Source organism: Euzebyella marina, assembly GCF_003687485.1.
GTDB classification, from domain to species: domain Bacteria; phylum Bacteroidota; class Bacteroidia; order Flavobacteriales; family Flavobacteriaceae; genus Euzebyella; species Euzebyella marina.
Window position 1 is genome coordinate 470,766 of sequence record NZ_CP032050.1, and the last position, 21,409, is coordinate 492,174.

At 41.1% G+C, this 21,409-nt stretch carries 19 protein-coding genes; 11 read left to right on the top strand and 8 right to left on the bottom strand.

The genetic code is table 11. The annotated features are described in order from the left end of the window. Positions 1-320 precede the first annotated feature (320 nt). A complete protein-coding gene (locus D1013_RS01990; protein WP_121847293.1) occupies positions 321-1,688 on the top strand; it encodes a TrpB-like pyridoxal phosphate-dependent enzyme in 1,368 nt (455 codons plus the stop codon). 71 nt (positions 1,689-1,759) lie between these two features. Here the strand turns inward: D1013_RS01990 and D1013_RS01995 are convergent, their stop codons facing one another. The 5 genes from D1013_RS01995 to D1013_RS02015 form a co-directional block, all read right to left on the bottom strand. After that, on the bottom strand, positions 1,760-2,686 hold the full coding sequence (locus D1013_RS01995) for a helix-turn-helix domain-containing protein (RefSeq protein ID WP_121847294.1): 927 nt from the start codon (positions 2,684-2,686) through the stop codon (positions 1,760-1,762). Positions 2,687-2,710: 24 nt separating this feature from the next. Then, a complete protein-coding gene (locus tag D1013_RS02000) occupies positions 2,711-3,823 on the bottom strand; it encodes an MBL fold metallo-hydrolase (RefSeq protein WP_121850557.1) in 1,113 nt (370 codons plus the stop codon). 261 nt (positions 3,824-4,084) lie between these two features. Then, positions 4,085-5,005 carry a hydroxypyruvate isomerase family protein gene (locus D1013_RS02005; RefSeq protein ID WP_121847295.1) on the bottom strand — a complete coding sequence of 307 codons (921 nt, stop codon included), beginning with the start codon at positions 5,003-5,005 and terminating at the stop codon, positions 4,085-4,087. A 105-nt stretch (positions 5,006-5,110) separates the two neighbouring features. Next, on the bottom strand, positions 5,111-5,758 hold the full coding sequence (locus D1013_RS02010; RefSeq protein ID WP_121847296.1) for a gluconate 2-dehydrogenase subunit 3 family protein: 648 nt from the start codon (positions 5,756-5,758) through the stop codon (positions 5,111-5,113). Beyond that, entirely contained in the window at positions 5,758-7,467 is a 1,710-nt protein-coding gene (locus D1013_RS02015; protein WP_121847297.1) for a GMC oxidoreductase, read from the bottom strand. The genes D1013_RS02010 and D1013_RS02015 overlap by 1 nt, the downstream gene beginning before the upstream one ends. Before the next feature lie 140 nt (positions 7,468-7,607). Between D1013_RS02015 and D1013_RS02020 the strand changes: the two genes are divergently transcribed. The 5 genes from D1013_RS02020 to D1013_RS02040 all read left to right on the top strand — a co-directional run bounded on the left by D1013_RS02020 (position 7,608) and on the right by D1013_RS02040 (position 12,877). Further along, positions 7,608-8,603 carry a sugar phosphate isomerase/epimerase family protein gene (locus D1013_RS02020; RefSeq protein ID WP_121847298.1) on the top strand — a complete coding sequence of 332 codons (996 nt, stop codon included), beginning with the start codon at positions 7,608-7,610 and terminating at the stop codon, positions 8,601-8,603. 29 nt (positions 8,604-8,632) lie between these two features. Next, entirely contained in the window at positions 8,633-9,076 is a 444-nt protein-coding gene (locus D1013_RS02025; RefSeq protein WP_121847299.1) for a DinB family protein, read from the top strand. 3 nt (positions 9,077-9,079) lie between these two features. After that, on the top strand, positions 9,080-10,306 hold the full coding sequence (locus tag D1013_RS02030) for a nucleoside permease (RefSeq protein WP_121847300.1): 1,227 nt from the start codon (positions 9,080-9,082) through the stop codon (positions 10,304-10,306). Positions 10,307-10,370: 64 nt separating this feature from the next. Beyond that, entirely contained in the window at positions 10,371-11,510 is a 1,140-nt protein-coding gene (locus tag D1013_RS02035; RefSeq protein WP_121847301.1) for a Gfo/Idh/MocA family protein, read from the top strand. 143 nt (positions 11,511-11,653) lie between these two features. Next, positions 11,654-12,877 (top strand): PQQ-binding-like beta-propeller repeat protein, encoded by a 1,224-nt coding sequence (locus tag D1013_RS02040; protein WP_121847302.1) that lies wholly within the window; start codon positions 11,654-11,656, stop codon positions 12,875-12,877. Here the strand turns inward: D1013_RS02040 and D1013_RS02045 are convergent, their stop codons facing one another. After that, positions 12,878-13,342: an ASCH domain-containing protein gene (locus D1013_RS02045; RefSeq protein WP_121847303.1), complete on the bottom strand. Its 465-nt coding sequence runs from the start codon at positions 13,340-13,342 to the stop codon at positions 12,878-12,880. A gap of 371 nt (positions 13,343-13,713) precedes the next feature. Here D1013_RS02045 and D1013_RS02050 point away from each other — a divergent pair, with 371 nt between their 5' ends. The 5 genes from D1013_RS02050 (at position 13,714) to nadD (ending at position 17,786) form a co-directional block, all read left to right on the top strand. Continuing rightward, complete coding sequence (locus D1013_RS02050; RefSeq protein WP_121847304.1) at positions 13,714-14,766, top strand: sugar phosphate isomerase/epimerase family protein; 1,053 nt, start codon at positions 13,714-13,716, stop codon at positions 14,764-14,766. Between the two features lie 69 nt (positions 14,767-14,835). After that, positions 14,836-15,588 (top strand): 3-keto-disaccharide hydrolase, encoded by a 753-nt coding sequence (locus D1013_RS02055; RefSeq protein WP_121847305.1) that lies wholly within the window; start codon positions 14,836-14,838, stop codon positions 15,586-15,588. Between the two features lie 145 nt (positions 15,589-15,733). Then, positions 15,734-16,591 carry a YicC/YloC family endoribonuclease gene (locus tag D1013_RS02060; protein ID WP_121847306.1) on the top strand — a complete coding sequence of 286 codons (858 nt, stop codon included), beginning with the start codon at positions 15,734-15,736 and terminating at the stop codon, positions 16,589-16,591. Between the two features lie 20 nt (positions 16,592-16,611). Further along, positions 16,612-17,193 (top strand): guanylate kinase, encoded by a 582-nt coding sequence (gmk, locus tag D1013_RS02065; RefSeq protein ID WP_121847307.1) that lies wholly within the window; start codon positions 16,612-16,614, stop codon positions 17,191-17,193. An 8-nt stretch (positions 17,194-17,201) separates the two neighbouring features. Continuing rightward, entirely contained in the window at positions 17,202-17,786 is a 585-nt protein-coding gene (nadD, locus tag D1013_RS02070) for a nicotinate (nicotinamide) nucleotide adenylyltransferase (protein WP_121847308.1), read from the top strand. On the opposite strand, the gene D1013_RS02075 is transcribed toward nadD, so the two are convergent. Both D1013_RS02075 and D1013_RS02080 read right to left on the bottom strand, forming a co-directional pair. Continuing rightward, positions 17,783-18,730 (bottom strand): CAP domain-containing protein, encoded by a 948-nt coding sequence (locus D1013_RS02075; RefSeq protein ID WP_121847309.1) that lies wholly within the window; start codon positions 18,728-18,730, stop codon positions 17,783-17,785. The two genes, nadD and D1013_RS02075, sit on opposite strands and share 4 nt — an antisense overlap. 128 nt (positions 18,731-18,858) lie before the next feature. Then, the gene (locus D1013_RS02080) at positions 18,859-21,108 is read right to left on the bottom strand and encodes an inorganic phosphate transporter (RefSeq protein ID WP_121847310.1); all 2,250 of its coding nucleotides are present in this window, start codon (positions 21,106-21,108) and stop codon (positions 18,859-18,861) included. Positions 21,109-21,409: the final 301 nt, after the last annotated feature.

Sequence of the window (21,409 nt, forward strand, 5' to 3'; positions counted from 1 at the left end):
TATTTTTCAATATACGGTCGCGCTATGGCAGAAAAGAGATATGCCAATATATAAATGATCAGTATTGTTACGTATTTATCCATCGCCCCGAATTGTATCGTATATACGTGACAAATATACCTAAAGGATGATGTCAAGTATCTTAAAATGAACATTTTGACATAATTTTAGCACAATGTGACGCTGTTCGCTCTTGCTCAATCATTTATTTAGATTTTTTTCACAAAAAACTTCTCTTTTTTAATCCAATAACTAAGAACTTGCTGTCATCCGATGCAGTTGTTTTATATCTTTAAAGAGATACATCAATTCTGCACTTCATGAAGACAAGAAAATTCACCCTTTCCGAAAACGAAATACCCGAAAATTGGTACAATATTGTGGCAGATATGCCCAATAAACCATTGCCTCCTTTGCATCCCGGAACATTGCAGCCGATTGGTCCCGATGCATTGGCCCCACTTTTTCCAATGGCGCTGATCGAACAAGAGGTAAGCACCGAAAAATGGATTACCATTCCCGATGAAGTAAGAAATATTTATTCCCTATGGAGACCAACACCTCTGTATCGGGCGTATGGTTTAGAAAAAGCGCTGGATACCCCTGCCAAGATTTATTACAAGTACGAAGGTGTAAGCCCTTCAGGCTCGCATAAACCGAACACGGCCGTTCCGCAAGCCTACTATAACAAGTTAGAAGGTGTAAAACGCATTACCACCGAGACGGGTGCTGGGCAATGGGGAAGCGCTCTTAGTTTTGCCTGCCAGCACTTCAATATTGAGTGCGATGTCTATATGGTTAAGCTATCATATCATCACAAGCCCTATAGAAAATCAATGATGAATGCTTGGGGAGCCAATGTGTTTGCATCGCCGACCGACTTGACCGAGGCGGGTAGAAAAATCTTGGCAGAGAATCCTGATAGTCCGGGTTCACTGGGTATCGCCATTAGTGAAGCGGTAGAGATGGCCGCACAACGCGATGATACCAAATATGCCTTGGGAAGTGTTCTTAATCATGTGAAACTGCACCAAACCGTAATAGGCCAGGAAGCCATCAAACAAATGGAAAAGGCTGGCGATATGCCAGATATAGTGGTGGCCCCATTTGGAGGAGGGTCTAATTTCGCCGGATTGGCTTTTCCATTTTTACGGCTGAATCTAGAGGAGGGCAAAAAGATTCGCTGCATCGCTAGCGAACCCACGTCATGCCCTAAATTGACCAGAGGTGTGTTTCGTTATGATTTTGGTGATACAGGAGGGATGACACCCTTGCTGCCCATGTATACATTGGGTCATGATTTCGTTCCGGCACCGATCCATGCAGGTGGATTAAGATATCATGGCGCGGGGGTCATTGTAAGCCAATTGCTAAAGGATAATTTAATCGAGGCTGTGGCCCATGATAATATAGAAGTTTTTGAAGCCGGTGTTCTTTTTGCAAGAACAGAAGGTATTATACCTGCACCTGAAGCCACTCACGGTATTGCCACAGTAGTGGCAGAGGCCAAAAAATGTAAAGAAGAAGGGGTTTCTAAAACCATTCTCTTTAATCTGTGCGGTCATGGTAATTTTGATATGAAGGCTTATGATGATTATTTTGAGGGAAAGATTGTTCGTCACGAACTTTCCCAAGAAGAAATAAATGCTTCTATTGCCCGATTGAATACGCCCGAGATTCCGGCATAATTAAAAAATCAATGGTCTACGACCTTAACCAATGCTGTTGAGGTCGTTGCTTTTTGATTCCTGCTTAGATACTAGTTGACACTAAACTTCTCCCTATACTCTTTTGGGCTTATCCCTTCTTTCTTTTTAAAGATACGAGAGAAATATTGAGGATATTCAAACCCAAGTTTATAAGCGGTTTCTGAAATGCTCATGTTCGGTGATAAAAGCAGGTTCTTTGCCCGATCCACCAAAAAGAGGTTGATTTGGTCAATGGCTGTTTTTCCGGTCTCCGCCTTAATCGTATCGCTCATGTACCGATGGCTTACCCCTAATTGCTCGGCCAGAAATTCTACGGATGGAATGCCCTTTTTCTCAAAATGATTATCATCGTAGTAAGTCTCAAGAATATAGGTGAAACGGCTAAATAGAGCCTTATTAATATCTTCTCGGTTTAAAAACTGTCTTTTGTAAAACCGGTCGGCATACTTTAAAAGTGTATCTAAATGCGACAGAATTATTTCTTTACTGAATTCGTCTTGATTATTATGGTACTCTAACTGAATGCTCTTGAAAATTGATTTCATCAATTCCTCCTCCTTGGGTGAAAGATGAAGCGCTTCGTTTACATAGTAATTGAAATAATTGTACTGCTTAATTTTGTCTAAGAGTACGCTACCGTTCAAATAGTCTTTATGAAATGCAATGTGATAACTTTCTGAACTTGCCACCAAATCTTTATAAGTAATAGTTTGTTCCGGGGCGGTGAACAGTAAAGTGCCTTTACTACAATCGTATTTGGTGCGGCCGTAGATGAGTTCGCCAGAAATGATATTTTTAAGTCCGATGGTATAAAAGTTGGCTGTTATACTTACGGGTTCTTCCAGTGGGGCGGTGTCGCAGTTGACCGTTTCGTTTGAGAACACTCTGTGCGCAATACTAAATAGCGGGTTTTCTGGTTCTGGTAGGCCAAAATGATTGTGAAACCCAGAAATACTATTAAAGGTATGATGAGTCATATTCTTAATTGAGACGACCTAAAGTTACCGATTCGCTGTTTGCCACCAAGTATTTAAGATAGGCTGGTTTTGAGGGACAACGGTTGGCACCCCAATTTGCGGTGTTATGATGGATACATTCAATTCTTTAGCCTTTTTGACTGCCCTTTCTACAGGGTCTACCCAAGAGTGTTGTGCCAACTTAAAAGCACCCCAATGAATGGGCATAATCGTTTTGGCATTAATATCTAGGCCTACTTGGGCCGTTTGCTCGGGAAACATATGTATTTCTGACCAAAGCTCGTTGTATTGCCCACATTCAATCATTGCAAAATCAAAACCGCCAAATTTTTCGCCGATGGTTTTAAAATGCGGTCCGTAGCCGCTATCGCCGCTAAAGAAGATTTTCTCGCCTTTGGCTTGAATTACCCAAGAACTCCAAAGGGTTTTATCTCTATCGGAAAAACCTCTTCCAGAGAAGTGTTGTGCAGGAGTACTGGTGAAGGTGAATTCTTGGGTCGTAACCTCTTGCCACCAATCCAGCTCGGTAATATTATCTTCGGTAACGCCCCATTTCTTTAGATGGTTGCCTACGCCCAATGGGGTATAAAAGTGCCCCACCTTATCTTTCAATTTTCTGATGGACCCATAATCGAGATGGTCATAATGGTCGTGTGAAAGTATGACCACATCTATTTTAGGGAGTTTTTCTATGGCTATAGGAAGTCCATCGCTAAATCTTTTAGTACCTAGCAAAGGATGTGGAGAAGGAACATCACCGAACATAGGGTCTAACAATATATTCTTGCCGTTCATCTGTAATAAAAAGGCGGAGTGACCAAACCAAATGAATCGAGTTTCACCCTTGTAGTTGACAATAGCGCTAGAGTCTATTGGTTTTACAGGAAGCGGTTTTGCCGGCAGGGCATTGGGTATCTTTTTGAACATGCCGCCTATCGCTTTGGCCATATCGCCCGCACTCATATCGGTCTTTACATTGCCCAAGTTGAAAAACTTGCCCTCTTTATAGTTCGCAGATTTGGCATATTTTGCCAATTGCGCTTCAGTAGGTTTACCGCCGAATTCAGGGCTCAAATTCATAAAGAGAACACCGATTAATACTATTATACCCACGAGTATGCCTAAGATTGCCAACATTCTTTTTATTATTTTAAAAATTCTTTTCATCCAATTAAAAACGGGTCAACTAAGAGTTAGAAATGGTTGAATTTTTCTCTCATAACTCTACTTTTTGCCGATGGAATATTTATCCCAACTAAAAACACAAAATTAATGGAATGCCCTCTCTTCAGGTTTAAACAAAATCACATAATACGTATACATTTTGGTAATACTTGAAATCAAATAAAAAGAGCGACCTAGAAAGGGTCGCTCTTATATAACATATGTAAATAATAGTTACATAAAACTATCTACTTCTTTGTAGGCATCGATAACGGCTTGTTCACCTGCTTTTCCAGATTTTGAGTTGCCATGTTCCATACCTAGAACACCATCGAATCCCTTTTCGTGAATCCACTTGAAGACATTTTTATAGTTAATTTCTCCTGTGGTGGGTTCTTTTCGCCCTGGGTTATCACCGATTTGAATGTAGGCGATTTCATCCCAAGTTAAATCCATGTTGTGAATCAAATGACCTTCGGTCTTTTGAAGATGGTATATGTCATATAGTATTTTGCACGAAGGGCTATCGACGCCTTTACAAATCATATAGGTCTGATCCGAGTTTTGTAAATAGAGGTCGGGAGAATCGCTTAAGGGTTCTAAGACCATCACTAGGCCATGAGGTTCTAATATTTCAGCACCGCGTTTAAGGGCCTCTATGACATTGCCATCCTGTACGCCAATAGGTAATCTTCTTTCGTACCCACCAGGCACCACGGTCATCCATTTAGCATTGACCCTTTTGGCCACTTCTACGGCTCTTTTACAACCATCTAAGAAAATATCGAGATGTTCTTGTTTGCCAGCGGCCAAAGTGTTGGCCATGTTGCCGCCTTTATCAACAACAAAAACGCCCATGGTCATACCTCTTTTGGCCAAGGTTTCGCCCATTTTGGTCTGCATGGCCACATCTCTGCCCATCATTCCGTTGTCTTCAAACGCGGTAAAGCCTTGGTCGGCCATAAAATTGATTTGATCGATGATGTCTTCCCCGGCCAGTTCCTTAAACATACCCAAGTGAGGGGCATATTTAAGATTGAATTTATGAGGGGCGGCATTTTCGACGAGGCTATTGCTAGCGTATGCCAACGAGCTTCCCATGGTAAGTGCGCTTCCCGTCAATGCTGTTTTTTGAATAAAATTTCTTCTTTTCATTTAAGTATAAGTTTGGTTCTCTTGTTGAATTAAGTTGTTGTTAAAAAGGGTCAAGGATATTGATTGCAACACCCTTGACCCTTGTGATATCTATCTAATTAAAATTTATAAAGACCATGCCTTGCCGCCGGTCAATTCCTGTACATCTCCACAGGCAATGTATTCCCCGGGTACCGGTAGATAAGCCATTAACTGCTCGCCTACATATTCGGAAGTTTTATAGGCCATAATAGTAAGCCCCCTTAAATTATTGGCAAAGGCAAATCTGGAAATGCCATCATCTAACAAAGGTTCCTTTCCTTCGGCAATGGCCTCATGGTATTGCTGAATGGCCTTAAAATTTTGAGCTTCATCGGCCTTCGTAACTTTGAGGGCTTCCGCAAGTACCGGCTCTAATTCTTCAGCTGTCAACTCACCTGCCTTTTCTTTTCCAGAGTCGGCAAGCGCTTTTTCCATAAACCGGCCCATCGACATTTTTATGAAATTTTGCTGCTTCTCGTCCATCACCTCTACCGCAAAACGGTCAATAAATAGATGAACTTGGTTTTCAGAGGCAGAAGGGGTATCGGTTTTAGGCAAAATGATATCTACCAATTTGGTAAGTACCGCACCTTCATCTTTTGCAAAGAAATCAGGAGTCCATTCGAAAACTGTCTCTTGTTTACAGCTTTGTACGATACTGATCAATGTAGGAGTGGCAACGGTATAACCGAGTGCCAAACCCATATTTTTGAGTGCTTTTCTCCTATCCATTATATATTTCCTTTTTTAAGTTCTTTAACCGCATGGTCTACCGCTCTAGCAGTAAAGGCCATGTAGGTCAATGATGGGTTGACACAACTTGCAGAAGTCATGAAAGAACCATCGGTTACATAAACATTGGGTACATCGTGAATCTGGTTGTTACCGTTCAGAACAGATGTTTTTTTGCTTCTTCCCATTCGGGCCGTTCCCATTTCGTGAATTCCAAGACCTAGAGCGCCAGGGTTGTCATAAGCCTCGACATCTCTCATGCCCGCTGCTTCTAACATATCTACGGCTGATTGCTTCATGTCTTCACGCATTTTCCATTCGTTTTCTTTGAATTCGGCATCAAAGGTGACTGTAGGTAAGCCCCATTGGTCAAGCTTTTCGTAGTCAAGCGTAAACCTGTTATCCTCATAAGGTAGAACTTCGCCAAAACCGGTCATTCCAAACGACCAGCCACCTGGTTTTAAGATAGCATCTTTTAAGTCGGCACCATAAGAAAGCTCTGCTACTGTATCTTCCCAATTACCTCTAGAGGCACCACCTTGATAGCCAAAGCCACGTTTGTATTCGCGATTTGAATCACCTCCTAAGTTTCTGAACCTAGGAATGTAAAAGCCACTTGGTTTTCTTCCTTTATAATATTTGTTTTCAAAACCGTCAAAATTTCCACGTGCACCTACACCTAAATGGTGGTCCATAATATTTCTACCCAATTGGTCGGAGTCATTACCCAATCCGTTAGGAAAGCGATCCGACTTCGATTGCATCAAAATAGAGGTAGAGGCGATTGCCGATGCACAAAGGAATATGACTTTGGCCTTGAACTCGTAATGCTCTTTGGTAACCCTATCGATTATTTTTACTCCAGTGGCACGCTTCGTATCCGGGTCGTAAATTACTTCGTGAACTATAGAATCTGGCCTTAGCGTTAAATTACCAGTGGCCTCGGCCGCAGGCAGCGTTGATGAAAGGCTGCTGAAATAGGCGCCAAAAGGACACCCTCTGATACAGCGGTTTCTAAATTGACATTTGGTTCTTCCTTCAAAAGCCTTGTCGCCTGTTATGTGCGCGGTTCTACCAGGGGTAACGACACGACCGCCGAATTTGTCGGCTACCTGCTCACGAAAATGTTGCTCAACACAGTTCAGCTCCATCGGAGGCAAAAAGTTACTGTCAGGAAGTTGCTCAAGGTTCAACGCCTCACCACTTACTCCGATAAAATCTTCGACCTTGGCGTACCAAGGCGCGATATCTTTATATCGCACGGGCCAATCGATTGAAACTCCTTCTCTGGCATTGGCTCCGAAATCAATATCACTCCAACGATAGCTTTGTCTACCCCATTGAAGAGAACGACCACCTACATGGTAACCACGCATCCAGTCGAAACGCTTGGTCTCGTTATATGGGTGTTCTAAATCGTTTACGAACCACATGTGGCTGGCCTGGCTTGTAGTATAGCCAGTTCTGTGCTGTTTCGGCTGTTGTTCGATAATCTCTTTGGTGGCGACACCGCCATTGGGGAAATCCCAGGGGTCTTTATTGGCGGTCTCATAATCTTCAACGTGTTTTACCATTCTCCCACGTTCTAGAACCAACGTTTTGAGTCCGCTCTCGCAAAGTTCTTTTGCGGCCCAGCCTCCACTGATTCCAGTACCTACTACAATGGCATCGTAAGATTCTTGCTCTTCGTTGTAATAAAATTTGCTCATTTACGAAATTGTTTAGTCCCTAAATTTATTAAATATTAAATTAATTTTCTACATTTATTCGCTGTATACCTTAATAGTTTCGCATATTCGATGGCGAACAAGCTCCAAATCCTTCAAATACAATTATCTAATCCTAACAAATGAAAAGACGTAAGTTTATCTTAAACAGCTCAAGGGCTGGTGCAGCACTTTCTATCATGGGCATTTATGCTTGTAAAGAAACCAAGAAAAAAGAAGAGGGCACCGAAGAAGCCATTACTACCGAGAATGAGGCGGCTGCACCGTTTTTTAAACTGTCATTGGCACAATGGTCAATACATAAAATGATTCGTGAAGACAAGGTGGATCCGTACACATTTGCCGAAAAGGCTAAGAACTGGGGCTTTACCGGTTTAGAATACGTGAGCCAATTGTATAATCCTGAACTTGAAGAAGCAGGATATTCAGAAGAGGCCATGGCGGCTTTCGTTGAAAAATCGAATGCAGAGGCAGAAAAATACGGGCTCGAGAACGTACTTATCATGATAGATGGGCAAGGTAATTTGGCCGTGAGCGATGAGAATGAGCGAAACGAGACCATAGAAAAACATAAAAAATGGGTCGATGCTGCTGCTGCGATGGGCTGCCATGCGGTTAGGGTAAACTTGAACGGTAGTAATGACCCAGATGAGTGGATTCAGAACTCAGTAGATGGTCTTACCAAATTGAGCACTTATGCAAAAACAAAAAACATCAATGTTCTGGTCGAAAACCATGGTGGACTATCATCTAATGGAGCACTGCATGCCGAGGTGATGAAAAAGGTGGATATGGACAATTGTGGAACGCTGCCTGATTTTGGCAATTTCTGTATCAAGCGCAAAGAAGGCACTTGGGATTGTGAAGAGATGTACGACATTTATAAAGGTGTTGAAGAATTAATGCCATATGCAAAGGCCGTAAGCGCAAAATCACATAACTTTGATGAAGACGGCAATGAGACCGAAATAGATTATGCCAAGATGTTGAAAATTGTAAAAGATCATGGCTATACAGGTTTTATCGGTGTTGAATATGAAGGCAGCGAACTAGATGAAGAGGCAGGTATCTTGGCTACCAAAGAGCTGCTTTTAGAGGCTGCCAAAAAATTAGGTTAAAAAGCAGAAAACCAATCGACCATACCTAAGTGAAATCATTTTTTAACCAGCTTTTCGATTACAATTACTTTTGTAACAAGAAGTTAATTGAATATTGCGATACTCTAGATACAGTACCGGAGAAGAGTATCGGTCTATTCAGTCATGTGCTTAACGCCCACCATATTTGGAACGCAAGATTGCGCCAAGAGAAAAGTCTGTATACCGTTTTTCAAGTGCACGAAATTTCGAATTGGAGCGAAATTCACTATGAGAACCAACGTGCATCTTTCGATATAACCTCTGAAACAGAGAATTTCGAAAAGCGAATTGACTATGAGAATTCAGAAGGCAGGTTGTTCACCAATACCATTCAAGACGTTCTTTTTCACATTATAAATCATTCGGCACATCATAGAGGGCAGATAGCCATGGATTTTAGGCAGAACGGAATCGAGCCCTTGGTATCTGATTATATTTTTTACAAACGATAATTGATGGGTACGAAAATTCGAGTTCAACTTTCGGTAATGATGTTTCTTGAATTTTTCGTTTGGGGCAGTTGGTTCGTTACCCTAGGTATTTATTTGCCCAACACATTGGGCTCTAATGGCGGTGAGATTGCTATGGCCTATTCGACACAATCGTGGGGCGCTATACTTTCACCGTTTATTATAGGTTTGATAGCCGATAGGTTTTTTAATGCTGAGCGAATTCTGGGCTTTCTACACTTATTGGGCGCCGTTTTAATGTACTTGCTTTACCAGGCCACTGATTTTGGAAGTTTTTTTCCCTACTTATTGGCCTACATGGTTATGTATATGTCAACCTTGGCTTTGGTCAATTCGGTATCGTTCGGGCAAATGAAAGACCCGGCGAAAGAGTTTTCTTTCGTTCGTGTATTCGGTACTGCCGGATGGATAGTCGCAGGTATTCTGATCAGTATTCTAAATTGGGATTCACAAACTGGTATTTCAGAGGGGCTTTTGAGAAATACATTTTTAATGGCTTCTATTTCATCCGCCATCTTGGGTGTTTTTAGTTTTACATTGCCTAAAACACCACCGAAGGCGAACAAATCGGAAAAAGTCTCCGTGACACAAATGTTGGGGTTGGATGCACTTTCGTTATTAAAAGATAGAAACTTTCTTGTTTTCTTTTTGGCATCGGTTCTTATATGCATACCCTTGGCTTTTTATTACCAGCATGCCGGTCAGTTTTTAGGGGAGATAGGTGTTTCGAATCCTGCGGGTAAAATGACGGTAGGCCAAGTATCGGAAGTCTTGTTTTTACTGCTGTTACCCTATTTCTTCAAACGATTTGGCTTCAAGATGACCATAATGGTCGCTATGCTTGCCTGGGCATTGCGGTACATGTTTTTTGCTATCGCAAGCGGAGGGGAGGAAACCTATATTCTTTTATTAGGCATTGCCCTGCACGGTATTTGTTATGATTTCTTCTTTGTTTCTGGCCAAATTTACACTGATAGTAAAGCTGGGGCAGCCTACAAAAGTGCTGCGCAAGGTCTCATTACCCTGGCCACTTATGGTTGTGGAATGCTTATTGGTTTTTGGGTAGCCGGAAAGATAACCGATTTCTTTATTCTTGAGGAAACCGGTCACGATTGGCAAACCATTTGGACCTACCCTGCGGCATTCGCTTTCTTGGTCATGGTTTTGTTTCTTTTGCTGTTCAAAAATGAAAAAATAGCCTATAAATCGTAGCTATTTTAGTAAATTGTTACCCTTAATTCAAAATTCACTTTTCAATTATTTAAATAGGATTACAATGCCAAAGAAAATCAGATTAGGAATACTTGGAGGCGGCGGTGATTCCCTTATCGGGGTTTTACACCGTGTAGCTTCTCACATAAATGACAACTACCAAATTGTAGGGGCAGTTTTTAACCCCGACTTTGAACAGAATATGGCCTTTGCCAAAGAAATTGATGTTCCTACCGACCGTATCTACAAAGATTTTGATACGATGGTGGAAGAAGAATTGAAATTGCCTGAGGATGAGAGAATACAGGTCTGTTCGGTTCTTACGCCCAATTTCTTGCATTTTCCTATGGCTAAAAAATTGTTGGACAATGGTTTTCATGTGATTTGCGAGAAGCCGATGACTACCACGCTAGAAGAAGCGAAAGTCTTGCAAGAGGCGCATCAAAAATCAGGGGCAGTTTTTGCTTTGACCCATACCTATACTGGCTACCCAATGGTTCGTCAGATGAGAGAAATGATAAAGGCGGGTGCTTTGGGTAAAATACACAAGGTAGATGCTCGCTATTACCAAGGTTGGATCAATCCAATCATTCATGACAAAGAAAAAAGATCTAGTGTATGGCGACTTGACCCTAAGAAAGCTGGTATCAGTTCTTGTATGGGCGACATAGGGGTTCACGCCTTCAACTTAGTAGAATACACTACTGGTCTAGAGGTTAAATCGTTATTATGCGATTTCAACTACTTGTATGAAGACAATCAAATGGATGTTGATGGTACTGTTCTTATTAGAATGGGAGACCATGTAAAAGGTGTGATCAGAGGTAGTCAAGTTGCAACCGGAGAAGAGAATGGCCTTGCCATTGCCATTTATGGTGAAAAGGCATCTTTTAGATGGGAGCAAGAGAAGCCAAATTTCCTTTACATGATGAGCGATACCGAGCCTACCAAGATATATAAGCCAGGGCATGCCTATAATAGTGAGTTTTCGCTAGACGGCACTAAGTTGCCGGCAGGTCACCCAGAAGGTATCTTTGATTCGATGGCCAATATCTACTTAGGTGTGGCACGTGCCATTCGTGGGGAAGAGCAAAACAATGGTGGTTACCCAACCATGAAAGATGGTGTTAGGGGTATGAACTTCATTGAGGCTACCGTAGAATCGAATAAAAATGGCAATACTTGGGTAGAACTTGAGAACTAGTTTTTACTCTTAAAAATTTGAAATTTGTAAATCCCTGAAACCGAAAGGTTTTGGGGATTTTTTCTTGGCACACTCCTACTTCCTTAAATTCTTGGCAAAATATTACAAGGTTCTCGGCCGTTATGTTACCCTAATATTTCATTATGCGTAAACTTCCCCTGCTTCTTGTTCTAGCCGTATTTTTCGTTTCATGTTCTAAAGATGATGCACCTTCCGGTAATGAAAACCCAAAGGAACAACATGACCCCGATCCGGTTGTAGAAGAAGAACCGCAAATTGGCCTTCAATTCTTCGGTAATGAGAAAGAGTACGATATGGGGGTCAGTCTACATACTACCAGTGAAGGTTTTATAGGCTTTGAGAAGATTAATGAAACCATCGACCGTCTCGAAAACGACCTGGCCATACGCAAGTTGAGCCCTGAACTCGAATTAATAGAGGAGATAATAGTTGAAATTGAAGGAGGGTTCGACGTATCTCAGGTGGTATCCTTGCCTGATGGTACCTTTTTATTGGTCGGTAGGCGTTTCGTGATGGGAGGTTCTTTTCCTGTTATTCAAAACATGAATGATAAGGGAGAGGTGTTGAAAAGTTACCTTTTTGGCGGCTATATGGAGATTCTCGATTTAAATGGCAGAGCGACCTCTGTTACGGTCACTGATGCCGCCCTTTATGTTACCATCGATTTTTTTGGCAATCAAACCACTATAGCGGCGATAGATTACAATTTTGAAGAAATTTGGCACCGAACGTTCAACTCTTCACGTAATTCGAAGGGGTATTGGAGTGGTGATAGCCTGTATTTCACCAACACTACTAAAGAGGGTGATAGTAACTTACACGATACTTTAAATGTATTCAATCTTGGTGCCGAGAATGGGCAGACTCTATGGGAACAGAAATTTGAAAACATAAAAGCAGATTTTTCAGCGAATCATTACATTAATAAAATGATGCATGTAGGTGATGAACTGCTTCTATTCGGTTGTATAGGAAGGGAAGAAAGTGCTAGTACTGGTCAAGTACCCCAAGGGCTATTTATGAAATTGAAACAGGAAGACGGAGAGCAAGTAGAGCGATTGCTGTTCGATGATTATTGGGCCGTCGTAGATGCCATTGTAGTAGATAACGATATCATCATCGGTGGCTACAGTGTTAGAAGTGAATTGGCAATATCAAGAGTAAATAGTGATGATACTATGAACTGGGATTATTTCTACGGGCCAAGAAGCAACGAAAATTTGACCAGCTTTCAAATGGTTAACGGCCAGATAGTTTTTATAGGTAGCGTTCAGGCTACTCCGGAAAATGATGATAGAGATGCGGTTTATGGAATTTTAGATGCAGAAACGGGCCAACTTCAATAACTAACGGTCGAAAACCTTCTCGAATTCTTGGCATACCACAATCATGCTCTCATTTGGCTTTCTGCCATATTCCGATAACTCTTTGGTATAGTAATCCCAATGAACCTTGCGCCAATACGCTAGACTTTGATCACCCTCACCTTCAATACGGGCATAGGCTTCATCAATACTAAAGAATGGTCTAAGGCGTACAGAAGTGGTTCTCACAAGACATTGAGCTTGACCTTCCCAATCGGTTACAATCATAAAATCGCCAATTTTAGGTAAGGCTTCCTTTCTATATTGAAGGCCTAAAAGAGAGGGCGATGTCGCTTTCTTAATTCCTTTTTTCACTAAAGATGCACATTCATTGGCATCTAATTGGTTATGGCAGAAGTGTACCACCTTGGGGGCTTCGTTGAAGGCGTACTCCAAATGCTTGTCTAAATAATCGCCCCAAAGATTTCGTGCCGAAGCATTTTCCATAGAATGCAAAATTAAATATAACCGTGTAAGGCTATCAAAACAATTTACGTTTTAAAGCTTAATAAATATCGGTTTATAGATGAATCGAAAGTTTTTTTAGTTACGTGGCCCAAAGGGCTTTATTTGAGGCGTATGTAAACAACTCATATAAAGACTTTTATTTTACCACCTCTTATCATGGCTTGTAAGCCCTAATTGACATTAGACCATTCATAGGCATAATTCTATGTATATACTCTCGGATTCCCTATATTTATAACTTCCCAATTTTTGTAAAAAAATAGGCGAAATACAGAATTAAATATAGGGCTTATTATCAAACTTTCAATGGGTTGAGGTAAGTCGACAGAATAGAACAAATACACTAGAAAATGAAAACAATCAAAGGACCGGCCGTGTTTTTGGCCCAATTCGTAGACAGTAAGGCACCGTTCAATACGTTGGATGGTATGTGCAAGTGGGCCTCAGATTTAGGCTATAAAGGTATACAGATACCTACTTGGGAGAAATTTCTTATCGATATCGATAAGGCAGCAGAAAGCCAAGATTACTGTGATGAACTAAAGGGAAAAGTAAACTCTTACGGTCTTGAGATTACAGAACTTTCAACACACTTACAAGGTCAGTTGGTTGCCGTTCATCCGGCGTACGACCTTATGTTCGATAATTTTGCACCTGATTCGGTAAAGAACAACCCTAAGGCGAGAACAGAATGGGCGGTTGACGTGGTCAAAAAGGCGGCGACTGCAAGTAGAAGATTGGGCCTTAAGGCGCACGCCACCTTTTCTGGAGCATTACTTTGGCATACATGGCACCCATGGCCGCAGCGACCTGCCGGTTTGGTAGAAATGGGTTTTGAAGAACTTGCCAAAAGATGGATGCCCATATTGAACCATTTTGATGAAGAAGGTGTTGATGTTTGTTATGAAATACACCCAGGTGAAGATTTACATGATGGCGATACTTTTGAGCGGTTTTTAGAGGCCACGGGTAATCACAAAAGAGTGAACATTCTTTATGATCCAAGTCACTTCGTACTTCAGCAGCTAGATTATATTACTTATATCGACCATTATCACGAGTTCATTAAATCTTTTCATGTAAAGGATTCAGAATTCAACCCAACGGGTAAAAAAGGTGCATTCGGTGGCTATAACGATTGGGGGCAGAGAGCCGGTAGATATCGTTCGCTTGGCGACGGCCAGATAGACTTTAAGACTATATTTTCAAAGTTGACCCAATATGGCTGCGATGTTTGGGCCGTAATGGAATGGGAATGTTGTATTAAGAGCCCGGAGCAAGGGGCGAGGGAAGGCGCAAAATTCATACAAGATCATATCATCGAAGCGACCGAAAAGACTTTTGATGATTTTGCGGGTGCCGAAATCGACAAAGGCATGCTCAAAAAAATATTGGGATCGTAAAGTTGGGGGCTGCTAAAGCCCCTTAATTATTCAAGTATATTCAAACAACAAATAAATCCAAAAACTCTAATGAGAAAACTAACCCTAATGGCATGTTGTGCATTAATGGCATTTGCATGTAAAGAAAAAGCCGAGAAAACTGTCGCAGAAGAAACACCGACCATGGCAGAGGCAAAAACAGAGACTTCAGAATCAGAATGGACTGTTCTATTCGATGGAAAGTCATTCGACGGATGGAAAGAATACATGAAAGATGATATTTCAGACAACTGGAAGATCGAAGATGGTGCTATGGTGTTTTATCCACCAGAAAAAAGGGAACGAGGCCAAATATTCGACTTGGTTACCGAAAAGGAATACACCGATTTTGTTCTTTCTTTAGATTGGAAAATTTCTGAAGGAGGCAATAGCGGCGTTTTCTGGGGAATCAATGAAGAAGCAGGATTAGGGAAGCCCTATGAGTCAGGTCCTGAGGTTCAGGTAATCGATAATGAGAAGCACCCAGATGCTAAGAACGGGCTTTCTCATCAAGCAGGAGCTTTGTACGATATGGTCGATCCAACCGAAGATGTAACAAACCCTGCGGGAGAATGGAATACGATGGTGATTACCGTAAACCATAAAGAACAAAAAGGTAGCGTTGAGCTTAACGGTAAGAAAACAGTCGAGTTTCCTGTTGGAAACGAAATGTGGAATGTAATGGTTTCTAAATCGAAATTCGCGAATTGGGAACATTTCGGGAAATACGTTTCAGGAAAAATTGGCGTTCAAGACCATGGTAACCAGGTTGCCTTTAAAAATATTAAGATACGCGAACTTTAAAAATTAGGTTCGAGAAAAGCCGCTGAATATTCAGCGGCTTTTTTTATGTAAAAATGTTTCCTAAATCTTCTTTCTGGGCTCATTCTTTCACATATGGGCGACTTCCCGTATTTTCAGTTACCTTTGGCAAAATTTTATATTTCCTATGATTCAATCGATGACCGGTTTTGGTAAGCATGTAATCCAACTTCCAACCAAGAAAATTACGGTAGAATTAAAATCGCTGAACAGCAAAAGTCTTGACCTTAACGCCCGAATGCCATCCGCATATCGAGAAAAGGAACTAGAGCTACGAAAAACGATTGCCAGTTCGCTTTCAAGGGGTAAGGTCGATTTTGGTTTGTATGTTGAGTTTACAGGTGATGAAACATCTGCTGAAGTCAATGAGCTGGCCGTTATAAACTACATGAACCAATTAAGGTCGATTGCCGGGGGAGACGAGCTTAAATTATTGGATATGGCGCTACGAATGCCCGATGCCCTAAAAACCGAAAGAGAAGATATCGATGAAGAAGAGTTCGGTCATATTCAGACGGCAGTTTCAGAAGCTTTAAAGGAAATCAATAAATTTAGAACCGAAGAAGGTGGGGTTCTTGAGCGTGATTTTTTGATGAGAATCGAAAACTTACAAAACCTTTTGAAAAGAGTTGAGACCATGGACCCAGATCGCCAAAAAGAGGTCAGGGAAAGGTTGAACAAAGCTGTTTCTGACATCAAGGCCGATGTCGATGCGAATAGATTCGAGCAAGAATTGATCTATTATCTTGAAAAGTACGATATAACTGAAGAAAAGGTGCGCTTAGCGAACCACTTGAAATATTTCTCGGAAACGTTAGGGTCTTCTGATTCAAACGGAAAAAAATTAGGGTTCATTTCTCAAGAGATAGGAAGGGAAATCAATACCATAGGCTCAAAGGCCAACTATGCGCCTATGCAGCAATTGGTGGTGCAAATGAAAGACGAGCTCGAAAAAATCAAAGAACAAATGCTTAACGTACTGTAGGTACACCAACTTATTGACTGATGGAAGGAGGTAAACTAATTATTTTCTCGGCACCTTCGGGTAGTGGTAAAACAACAATAGTAAGGCACTTGCTGGGCAAGCCGGAACTTAACCTTGCGTTTTCGGTATCGGCGACCTCAAGGCCGCGAAGGGTGAAAGAGAAGCATGGCGAGCATTATTATTTCATGTCTATCTCCGAATTTAAAAACCATATCAGAAATGATGATTTTTTAGAGTGGGAAGAGGTGTATCGTGATAATTTTTATGGCACCCTTAAAACAGAAATCGAACGATTGTGGGCCGAAGGTAAAAATGTGATTTTTGATATCGACGTGGCAGGTGGGTTACGCATCAAAAGAAAGTTTCCTGAGGTTACCTTAGCGGTTTTTGTAAAACCTCCGAGTGTTGATGAACTAAAGATTCGCCTAAAGAAAAGAAGTACTGAGAGCGATGACAAAATCAACATGAGAATAGCCAAAGCGTCGGTAGAGTTGGCGACGGCGCCGCAGTTCGATAAAATCATAAAAAACTATGATTTAGATACCGCGTTGCAAGAGGCGTATGAATTAGTGACTGATTTTATCAAAGATCAACCAGAATAACATATTCAATGAAAAAGGTTGGCCTCTACTTCGGAACATTCAACCCTATTCATATCGGGCATTTGGTTATTGCCAACCATATGGCAGAATATAGCGACCTCGACGAGATTTGGTTTGTGGTAACTCCTGTGAGTCCATTTAAAAAGAAAAAGAACCTACTTGCCAATAACCATCGGTATGAGATGGTTTACCTCGCAACAAAAGATTATCCGAAGTTGCAACCTAGCAAGATTGAGTTTGATTTGCCCGAACCAAATTATACGATTAATACACTAGTTCATTTAGACGAGAAGTACGGTGATGGGTACTCCTTTAGTTTAATAATGGGAGAAGATAACCTTAAGGGATTTCACAAGTGGAAAAACTACGAGGTTATTCTTGAGAACCATGAAATATTTGTTTACCCACGCCTATCGGAAGGTAAGATAGAGCACCAGTTTGAGAGTCACCCTAAAATACATAGGGTGAACGCACCTATCATGGAAATTTCTTCAACCTTTATTAGAAAAGCGCATAACGAGGGTAAAAATATAAGACCTATGTTACCCGAACCGGTTTGGGTTTATTTAGACGAAATGAATTTTTACCGTTAGTTAGCTGTTGGGTCGAATAAGATGACTTCATAATCGAAATCTTGATTCACCCCATTGATTCCAACAGAACGCACAGTAACTTCAACAACCGTATCTTCCACTAAAGTGTTGGTGTTGATGTTGGGTACCCAAACAATAGTTGCATCCCCATAATTACTATCTAATTCTTCTTGTTGTACACTAATTGATTCGCCATTTTTGTACCTCATGCTTATCTCGGTATTATTAAAATCAGCGGAAGCAATAGAAAACGACCATCTTGGGTAAACGACCTGCTTGGGTATAAAACCTTCTGGAGGCCATGCAATAAACTCTGGGGTGTCTTGTGGCCTTGGCCCTGGGTTTCCAATGACCCAAAGAGCATTGTATTGACTGGTATTGCCAATGCCTATTTCGTTAAGCCTTGGCCATAGCAGCCATCTTCTATGGCCGACCGGGCCGTTCGCCGCGCCGTGGTCTCTTATATAGGATACAACCGCCGCCGCCCCTTGTGCAGAGGTAAGCAAAGAGTTGGCCGCTGCCGTGCTACCGTCTTCGGTATAGCAGCTCCAATTAGAAGGTGGAAAATGGTTTAAAGAGTTATTGGCATGCATCATTAATGCCGCCTGTTGGGCCTGGCCGCTTTTATCGGTATTTACATTCTCTAAAGGAGGTAACCCTACCGCATGTCGGTAATAGTTGATTCGCTGAAGAATTTTAGTTTGGGTCTCTTGTGGTACCGTGCCAGGAGTACATGATGACACATTTCCTGTCCACGCAACATCGTTGGTATCGTTCGTGGAAGCCACATAAAAATCATTGTACAACTGTAGTGCACCACTTTTGGCACTACTATCTAAGTTTGTAGAAAGTTCTTCGTTTTCCGGTTCGGGCTGGTCTTTTTCACATGCCGAAAAGATGAGTATACATCCAGTAAATAGGATGCTACAGATTGAATTACGCATTACGGTAAGATTTTGGTCTTACTTTGTAACGTTTGTCAAGCTGTAAAACTTGTATTTTTTTCGACGAACGGTTCTGGAGTTAAAAAAATTACTACTTATATGAATTTCATCGAGTAGTTAGCTGAAATTTAAACCTTTACATTGGCATGTTGATCGTACGTTTCCAAAAGATTCATGGTAGCCACTAATAAATCTTTGGTTTCTAGCAGCAGACTGAAGTAAAGAGCAGTGTTTTTCGGACTCGATTCATCGGCTCTCGTTCTCTCTACCTGCTTTTGAATCTTAAGATCCAACTTTTGAAAAAGCTCTTGCTTGGTAACGATGAGCTCGGTAAGCTTTAAAAAATCTTTGGTTTCAAAAATCTTTTTGATTTCACTAAAAAGGTCTTCGATGTAACCATCGGTTTCCTTTAGGTCTTTGATTTGATTGAAACGTAGTTTCTTATGGTTGTTATGAACGTGTTTATACCCGGCCTTCGCAATGTACTCTAACGACTGGGTCATATCTTGTAAATAGCTTAGTACGGTGATGTAGAAGTTACTGGTGCCAACACTTGACTCATCTAAATTTTTGATAAAATAGAATATGTTGTCACGTAGGCCTTCAACTTCTTTGTCCAATTTGGCAATGCCTTTCTTGCTCTTCTTTAGGGTGTCGATATCATGCTTCGCCAGACCATCGATACTTTGAGTGTATATTTTATTGGCTCTGTTAATGGCCAAAGCTATATTGGTCGAGCTTTCTTCAATAACGCCGATAATGGAATTACTTTCAGCTTTTTCAAGCTTTTCTTCCAATTTGGTTTCCTTCATCTTTTTGGAATGGGAGAGGTAGTTTTTCCCAATCAATAAGAATGCTATAATCAGAAGAGCTCCTGTTGCCCAAATACCACCAAGATGAATAATGTAGGCAATTAAGGCGGCGGCCGTAAAGGCGCTAATAGCGGTGAAAAACCATCCTCCTATAACATTTAGAACGCCAGCGACCCTATAAACGGCACTTTCGGGGCCCCAAGCCCGGTCGGCCAAAGAGCTTCCCATAGCAACCATAAAGGTTACGTATGTAGTAGAAAGCGGCAATTTCATTGATGTGGCCATCGATATCAATACACTGGCAACCATAAGGTTTACCGCTGCACGAACATAATCGAACGCAGGCAAGTCTTGAATACGGCTCTTGGGTACGTACACATATGGTTTTTCAAACTGAGTGTCCATTTTCTTTAAAACAGAAGCAGGAATTAGGGAAACCACGTTTTCGGATGCTTTAATGGTAAACTTCACGATTTGGCGCGATAGAAAGTTCGGTTGAAATCGTTCATCACCCTCATCTTGTCTAGAAAGGTCGACGCTGGTTTTAACCACATTTCTGGCTTTTGAAGAAAACCAAAGCGTTACTACCATTACGATACCCGAAAAGAGTAAAAGATAGGTTGGTGTCTGCACGGCGGTGGCAAGACCTTCCATAGTATATTCAGAGGCAGGAATACCACTTTCGCTCCATGATTTGTAAGAGGCCAATGCAGCCAATGGAACACCAATGAAATTCACCAAATCGTTTCCTGCAAAAGCCATGGCAAGAGCAAAGGTTCCAAGAACGATAACAATCACATAAATATTCCAGTTGAACAACGACGATACTATCAACGACAAGACCGTCCATACCACAAAGTTCATGGCTAGAAATAGTTCAGGATTTTGTCCTATAAAGGCCAATGTTTCAGGGCTAAAAATGGCAGCACTTTTTAAGCCTTTAACCAGTATGAAGTATATAATCGAGGTAATGGCAAATCCGCCAAATATCGCGCCTACCCACTTCGGTTTTTTGTCAAATTTAAAAGATATCAGCAATCTGGTGATAAACTGAACCAAAGCACCAATAGAAAAGGCAATCACTACAGATAATAGTATGCCCAGAATTATTTCGGTGGCTTTTTCAGTATTGATATAAGAACCAAGTGCAGAAAGCGAGTTATCGTTTTGGAAGATTTTAATGACCGATATGGCAACGGCGGCTCCCAAAAGTTCAAATACTATGGATACCGTAGTAGAAGTAGGCATGCCCAACGTATTGAAAAAATCGAGTAACAAGATATCGGTAATCATGACTGCCATAAAGACAATCATAATCTCGGCGAAAACGAACTCCGAAGGATTAAAAATACCTTTTCGGGCTACCTCCATCATGCCACTTGAAGACATGGCCCCGAAGGCTATTCCCACACTGGCGACAATCATAATCGTTCTGAAAGAAATAGCCTTAGAACCGATTGCCGAATTCAAAAAGTTAACAGCATCATTACTAACTCCAACCACCAAATCTGTAATGGCGAGCACAGCAAGTGCCACAATCATAAACAGGTATAAATTCTCGCCCATCAATTTTAAATAAGCACAAAAATGCGGTTATAATTTATGAATTAAGTTAATATAAGGTTATGAAGTCATTATTTAGGTATGTTAAGGTAATTTATGGCTAAAAATGAACCTCTTGTCGAGAGTCGGAAAAAGTTAACTGATGACAGTGATAAGATGTTTTTAAATTTATGGTGTATATGAATGAAAATCAACGTTATATAATTCGAAATTCCTAATTATCTACTATCGGTCGCAATATTTTTTTTGGCTAGATGAACAATATTATCTACTCAAATTCGTTTTCAATGTAAATTTAATGTTA